This window comes from Psychromonas sp. (genome assembly GCF_047632995.1).
Classification (GTDB): Bacteria; Pseudomonadota; Gammaproteobacteria; order Enterobacterales; family Psychromonadaceae; genus Psychromonas.
Window position 1 is genome coordinate 20603 of record NZ_JBLIEK010000043.1, and the last position, 7227, is coordinate 27829.

6 protein-coding genes are annotated in these 7227 nt (G+C 39.8%); all 6 read left to right on the plus strand.

Features of this window, described 5'->3' with window-relative positions:
* Complete coding sequence (tssE, locus tag ACJAT7_RS09495) at window positions 1–501, plus strand: type VI secretion system baseplate subunit TssE (RefSeq protein WP_415226563.1); 501 nt, start codon at window positions 1–3, stop codon at window positions 499–501.
* Window positions 491–2326: a type VI secretion system baseplate subunit TssF gene (tssF, locus tag ACJAT7_RS09500; protein ID WP_415226564.1), complete on the plus strand. Its 1836-nt coding sequence runs from the start codon at window positions 491–493 to the stop codon at window positions 2324–2326. The genes tssE and tssF overlap by 11 nt, the downstream gene beginning before the upstream one ends.
* The gene (gene tssG / locus ACJAT7_RS09505) at window positions 2290–3384 is read left to right on the plus strand and encodes a type VI secretion system baseplate subunit TssG (RefSeq protein WP_415226565.1); all 1095 of its coding nucleotides are present in this window, start codon (window positions 2290–2292) and stop codon (window positions 3382–3384) included. The genes tssF and tssG overlap by 37 nt, the downstream gene beginning before the upstream one ends.
* Window positions 3385–3388: 4 nt before the next feature.
* Complete coding sequence (locus ACJAT7_RS09510; RefSeq protein ID WP_415226566.1) at window positions 3389–3814, plus strand: hypothetical protein; 426 nt, start codon at window positions 3389–3391, stop codon at window positions 3812–3814.
* A 48-nt stretch (window positions 3815–3862) separates the two neighbouring features.
* Window positions 3863–6547, plus strand: coding sequence for a type VI secretion system ATPase TssH (tssH, locus tag ACJAT7_RS09515; protein WP_415226567.1), 2685 nt, complete (start codon window positions 3863–3865; stop codon window positions 6545–6547).
* Between the two features lie 128 nt (window positions 6548–6675).
* The coding region (locus ACJAT7_RS09520; protein WP_415226568.1) for a hypothetical protein at window positions 6676–7227 on the plus strand (552 nt) is incomplete at its 3' end.

Here is a 7227-nt window from a genome sequence, read left to right on the forward strand (position 1 = left end):
ATGGCTCGTGTGGATAAAAACAAAAAATTACGCCCTTCTATTTTAGATCGTTTATTTGACGATGAACCCTATAATCAAAGCGAACAAATATTAGAACACCATCAACTAGTAAAGCAATTACGTGTCAGTATTAGGCGTGATTTAGAAGCACTCTTAAATACCCGCTTTCACTTGATACAGCCCAGTAGTGACTTCCCTGAAATTGATAAATCAATTTTCAATTATGGTCTCCCCGATCTCGCGACCGTCAATATTATGGATATTGATCGCCGTAATAAGTTTATAACTCACTTAGAAAATACATTAAAAACCTATGAGCCAAGATTTAAATCGGTGAGAGTGTCGTTTATTGAAAATGCCGATAATGTCGATAGAACATTACGTTTCCGTCTTGATACGGTTGTCTATGCAGACCCGATTCCCGAAGTGGTGGTATACGATTCAATCCTCGATTCTGTTACACGTTCAGTAAGCGTTAAGGAACTCAGTTATGGCAGATGAACTACTTCCCTTGTATGAAAAAGAACTCGTTTACATGCGCCAGCTTGGCGGTGAGTTTGCCAAAGAACATCCTAAAGTTGCTGCGCGTTTAGGTATCAATAACGATAGTATTGAGGATCCTCATGTTTCTCGGTTGATCGAAAGTTTCGCATTTCTCAATGCCCGGATTCAGCATAAGTTAAATGATGACTTTCCCGAAATTAGCGATGCCTTGTTGGGGATGCTATATCCACACTATCAACGCCCTATCCCTTCAATGTCCATCGTACAATTTGTGGCAGACAAGGAACAACTGGATTCAAACTACACCATAGCCAGTGGAACATTATTAGAAACAACACAATTGCAAGGAGAAAGCTGCCGTTTTACTACCAGCTATGAAATCCCCTTGCTTCCTGTTGAGGTGACTTCCGCCAGTCTAATGGGTAAACCGTTTTTTACACCCGGTTCCGGTAAGATTCGAGGCGCTGAAAGTGTCCTTAAAATATCACTCAAAACATTTTCAAAAGAGTTGAATTTTTCTGATTTAGGCGTCGACAAACTACGTTTTTATCTTAAAGGGCAACCTCAACACATTAATCCTTTATATCAAATGTTGTTGAACGACTGTAATAGAACAATTCTGGCAGCTTCAGAACATGATACCCAACCCATTGATATAGGACCCAATGCTATTCAACCGGTTGGTTTCTCAACGGATGAAGGTATTTTGCCTTACCCTGACTCTTCTTTTATCGGTTATCGATTATTAACCGAATATTTTGCTTTTCCTGAAAAGTTTATGTTTATAGATATCACCGGATTAACTGATAAATTAGCCAAGCATGACCATGATACACTGGATTTATACATCTATTTAAATAGCTCAGATGTAGAGCTTGAGCATAATATTTCAGCATCAACCTTTAATCTGGGTTGTACGCCCGTTATCAATCTTTTCAAACACTCTGCCGATCCGATAAAATTGGAACATACTCAGCACGAATATAAAGTAACCCCTGACTCGCGGCGCTCTATGGGTTATGAAGTTTATAGTATTAATAAAGTGACGGCATCATCCTATTACGGTGAAGATATTGATTTCCTACCCTTTTATGGGATCAATCATGAACAGCAAGATGCGGATTTACACTCATTTTGGTTTGCCTCTAGACGTCATGCAAAATTAGATAACTATGATAGAGATGAAGGGACGGATCTGTTTCTTTCCCTTGTGGATTTAGCGTTTAACCCTAATATTCCTGAAGACCGAACCATCACACTGGAGACGACCTGTAGTAATAGAGATTTGCCACAAAAATTACCTTATTCCGTAGGTGAATCGCAATTACAATGTGTTGATAGCGCGCCCCCTTGTTCGGCAATACGTTACCTTATTCAGCCGACAATCGTTATCAGGCCGCCCTTGCGAGATCATGCAAGATGGCGACTACTTTCCCATCTAAATCTGAATTTCTTATCGCTTACTGGTGGCAACGATGCCTGCCTGGCATTAAAAGAGATTTTGCGTTTATATGATTTTAAAGCTTCAGCGGTAACCAGAGCGCTCATAGAATCAATCATGGAAGTGAATGCTAAATCTATTAGTGCACCTCTGACAATTGATGGCCGCAGCGCAATGTGCCGTGGTATAGAGATAACCGTTAAAATTGATAGCTCTTTGTTAAGTGGCAGCAGTGTTTACCTTTTCTCTACCATGTTAGAACACTTTTTTGGTTTATATTGCTCTATCAACTCTTTCACACGACTACTGATCAAAACAAAAAATAAAGAAGGTTATTTAAAGAAATGTCCTCCACGAGCTGGCGAAAAAATACTGCTGTAATTGATAGGTTAACTGAACATCCTCACCAGTTTTCATTTAAGCAAGCGGTCAGGATTTTAGAACGTAGTAATAATTACAATACCATAAACGAAACTTCTGCAATTCATTCTGTGGGGGGCTTTATGCCGCCTCAATCTGAGTGCGTCAGATTTGCTACGCGTCAATCGCTGTCATTTGCTTCATCAGAAATTTCATCTATTAAGCCTTTATACGCGAATAACAAATACAATAATCAATGGAAAATGACTGTTAATTTCATTGGTTTGACGGGAAGTCAGGGTGTTTTGCCTTATCACTATACAGAAACTGTTTTAAAACGATTGAAGGTTAAAGACAAGACCATCATGGAGTTTTTTGATCTATTTAATCACCGAACTGCCTCGTTATTTTTTCAATCATCAACGAAATACTTCGTACCGTTGCAATATGAGCGAAGTCGACTGCACAACAAAAGCAGTACGGATAACTTTACCAAAATGTTACTTTCATTGGTTGGTTTGGGGACCAAGCACCTGGGTGACCGTTTATACACCAAAGATGAGTCTCTGCTTTATTACGCGGGCTTGTTTAATAGTAATGTCCGTAGTGCATCCGGACTTAAACAAATACTTAAAAGTCATTTTTCGCTACCTGTACAAATAAAAGAATTTGTTGGCCAATGGCAAGAACTTATTGATGATGTGCGCACACGATTACCTATCGGTAATGGTATTGGACAAAACAATCAGCTCGGAAAAACAGTCATGTTGGGCAAAAGGGGTTGGTTCGGCCAAGGCAAAATAAATATTATCCTTGGCCCGCTAAGCAAGGAACAACTGAGAAAATTTACGCCACAAACTCCTCACCTTAAAGCGCTAGATGAGTTGGTTCGCCTATATCTAGGTTTTGAACATGATTACAGCTTTATATTACGTATTTTGAGAAAAGATATGCCGGATAGCGTGAATTTTGCAAATAAAAGCAGCGCGATTCTGGGGTGGACCAGTTGTTTGTCCAGCCCATCCACATGTACCTTAGATCCCAATGAAATCATTGATATATCAGTTTCAGCAAGGTGACAATATGACTTTAAGCAAAACATTATATCCCGTTAATTTTAATGTATTTAAAACGGCTCTATTGTTCGCCTGTTCTACCTTGCTTATCGCTTGTTCGTTCAACAACGATCCAATCAATCGCATTAAAATTACTCAGCAGGGGAAAAACATAGAAAGCAGACCGTTAATGTCAGAAGTTTGCAAAGGCTTTTTTATCAGTCCCACAAAACTCATCGAGTTTTATAATAACGCGGCGATAACGCACGAAGAGCAAGCTAATAATAACTACCTAAAGCTACCCTGCTACTCATCTGGCATTGCCTATTTTGGTGATGAAAAATTTCAGTGGATCATTAGAGCCGGAGGGGTTGGTGAGTTTTATAACGAAACAAAAAGTTTTACTAAAATTTGCGGCGTATCGTGCTGCGACAAAGTTCAAGGGGTTTGTTGATGTTCTCTTACAAATCACATAATAATGAAACAATCTTAGGAAATAGATATGATTACAATTGATTTAAAATCATTAGTCGGCAGGTTAAATGAAACCTCTCGCAATGCGCTAGAAGGTGCGGCGGGGCTTTGTCTTTCGCGTACTCATTATAATGTAGAAATCGAACATTGGTTATTAAAATTACTTGAAGTGCCAGACAGTGACTTATTAGCCATTTTTGATAAGTTCGATATTGATCTAGGTAGAATTCATCAAGATCTAAACAGAGAGTTAGATCGTATCAAAGGAGGCAATACCAGAGCCCCCGCATTGTCTCCTACAATTGTGGATATTAGTAAGAACGCATGGATGCTTGCTTCCGTTGAGTATGGCCAACCCGTTGCGACGTCTGCCCACATATTAACCGCTATAATGCTCGATGATACCTTACGTCAATCGACAGGTGCGTTATCTGGCGAGTTAAAGAAAATTAATCCCGAATCTTTGCGTGAAATTACGCGTGCCATTGTAGGAACAACTGCAGAATCAATTAGTAGCGTAATGGGCGATACTTCAAGTGGCACGCCTTCTGCGTCAGCAGTGCCAAGTAAAACCCCTTCGTTAGACAAGTTTACTGTCAATCTCACTGAAGATGCCAAGAAAGGTAAAATTGATGCCATTTTAGGCAGAGATGATGAAATAAGACAAATTATCGACATCTTAATTCGTCGTCGTCAAAACAACCCTATTCTTACCGGTGAAGCGGGTGTGGGTAAAACAGCTGTTGTCGAAGGTTTTGCTTTACGTATCGCCTCTGGCGATGTACCTGATGCATTAAAAGATGTTTGTGTTCGTACATTGGATTTGGGCTTATTACAAGCAGGGGCCAGTGTTAAAGGTGAATTCGAAAACCGTCTGAAATCAGTTATTGCAGAAGTAAAAGCGTCGCCACAACCTATCATTATGTTTATTGATGAAGCGCATACCCTGATAGGAGCTGGCGGTAAAGAGGGCCAGGGAGATGCCGCTAACTTATTAAAACCTGCGCTTGCGCGTGGTGAATTAAGAACAATAGCAGCAACTACTTGGGCTGAGTATAAGAAATACTTTGAACGAGATCCAGCACTGACGCGACGTTTTCAAGTAGTTAAAATTGAAGAGCCAAGCGAAGAGAAAGCGATTAATATGATGCGTGCAATTGCCAATGTGTTACAAGATCACCATGGTGTGCGCATTATGGATGAGGCAATTATTGATTCTGTTAAATTATCCAGTCGTTATATCACCTCTCGCCAACTACCCGATAAATCTGTCAGTTTATTAGATACAGCCTGTGCACGTGTTGCCCTGAGCCAAAGCGCAACTCCTGCAGCAATAGAGGACACCCGTAGAAATATTACTCAATCACAAACCACCATCAAATCACTGCAACGAGAGCATGCAACACTGGGTAATCATCAAGAAAAAATTGCAGAGCTTATTGAAGAGCAGGCATTTTTAGCCCAGAAACTGGTCACGCAAGAAGAGCAGTGGCAGAAAGAGCAAGAAATTGTCTCGCAAATTCATGCTCTGCAAAAACAAATTGAACATAGCTTTAATGCTCAACCTCAAGCAGATATATCCAATCAAGAAGAATCATCTGTTTTATTAACAGAAGATCAACAGCAAGCAACAAAAGAGGAGTTACACAGCTTAATGGCAGCGTTAACTGAGTTGCAGGGCGATCAGCCGATGATTCAAGTAAACGTAGGCAGCCAGGCCATCGCAGAAGTGGTCGCGAACTGGACGGGGATCCCTGTCGGTAAAATGGTTTCCAATGAAATTAAGTCCATTATGGAACTAAAGCAATCACTGGAGAAGCGTGTTATTGGTCAATCTCATGCGCTTGAAGCGATTGCTGAATGTATTAGAACCTCTCGAGCAGGTCTTACCGATCCGCGTAAACCTGTCGGTGTATTCTTTATGGTTGGCCCAAGCGGTATCGGTAAGACAGAAACCGCGTTAGCCTTAGCGGATGTGCTTTACGGTGGAGAGCAAAATATCACCTGTATTAACATGTCGGAGTTTAAAGAAGAACACAAAGTATCAATGTTGCTTGGCTCCCCTCCTGGTTATGTTGGCTACGGTGAAGGTGGCGTATTAACTGAAGCTGCCCGTAGAAAACCACACAGTATAATATTATTGGATGAGATGGAAAAAGCGCACCCGGGTGTTCAGGATGTTTTTTATAATCTGTTTGATAAAGGCACAATTAAAGATGGTGAAGGGCGCGATATCGACTTTAGAAATACCATTATCATTATGACATCAAATGCAGGTGAAGAGCATATTCGAGCGATATGCGCTCAAAGTGAAGAATTACCAGAGCCGGATGTATTACTGGATAATTTCAGACCGCAATTGCTCAATCATTTCAAGCCAGCTTTTCTTGGCAGAACGACAGTGATTCCTTATTACCCGCTAGGTGATGATAATTTGCTTAAAATATGTAGAATCAATATGGACAAAATAGCCAAACGCGTTAAGGAACATTACAACGCCACGTTTAGCTTTGATGAAGAGGTGATGTTGCATATTTTAGCGCGCAGTCAGGAAGTTGATACGGGTGCCCGTAATATTGAAAATATTCTAACGCGTACCTTATTACCCGAAATGGCAGTTGAATGCTTATCTAAACTTTCAAATAACGAAGATATTTCGCATATTGAAGTGAATGTAACTGAACATGGTTTGTTTACCTACAATCTTTCGTAGCTAACACCACGTTTCTGGGTAAATAAGCGATGTAAATAACGTCGTTTATTTACCCTAATCGACTAGCTCTAAAAACATTAAGAATAGATGATTAACCTCATGAATAATCAGAATACTAAGTGATATTAATGAAAAGTAATTCACTTACCACTTTAATGAAACTAATGTTACTGAGCGTAGCTGTACTCTGCTTAGTTTTCAGTAACGACAATATTGCTGCGGATAATAATGATCATCAAGAGCAGATCAAAGCTATTGATAATATGCATCAAAAGTTCTCTACCTTATTTTTTACACAATTGCTCAAAAATCCGCAATGGCATGGATCAAAATTCGATACTATTAGCGCATTAGAAAAAGCGGTTGATTCCGAAAACGTTAAAAATAATCAGATCACTAGTATTGCCTTGATTATAAATAACATGGCCCTTTTGCAAAAAAATTATGACCACCCTGCCACTTATAAATTTATCGAACAATTACTCGATTACAATGCGACCTCTTCAGCAAGGGACTTGCTTAAGGTAATTCGGCGAGAAGCGGGTGCCGGTTTAAATTCACATGTAAAATATTTATTTGCGGATTATTACTTCAAACGTAACGATTGGCTCAACACACTGAAATATATTGATACATATATTAGCCAGTTAGCCGTTGAAAAATATCACCATGCCCTGTTG

Excerpts from the sequence above, each read along its gene's own strand:
- tssE (WP_415226563.1), top strand. The coding sequence starts at position 1 with ATGGCTCGTGTGGATAAAAACAAAAAATTACGCCCTTCTATTTTAGAT.
- tssF (WP_415226564.1), top strand. The coding sequence starts at position 491 with ATGGCAGATGAACTACTTCCCTTGTATGAAAAAGAACTCGTTTACATG.
- tssG (WP_415226565.1), top strand. The coding sequence starts at position 2,290 with ATGTCCTCCACGAGCTGGCGAAAAAATACTGCTGTAATTGATAGGTTA.
- ACJAT7_RS09510 (WP_415226566.1), top strand. The coding sequence starts at position 3,389 with ATGACTTTAAGCAAAACATTATATCCCGTTAATTTTAATGTATTTAAA.
- tssH (WP_415226567.1), top strand. The coding sequence starts at position 3,863 with ATGATTACAATTGATTTAAAATCATTAGTCGGCAGGTTAAATGAAACC.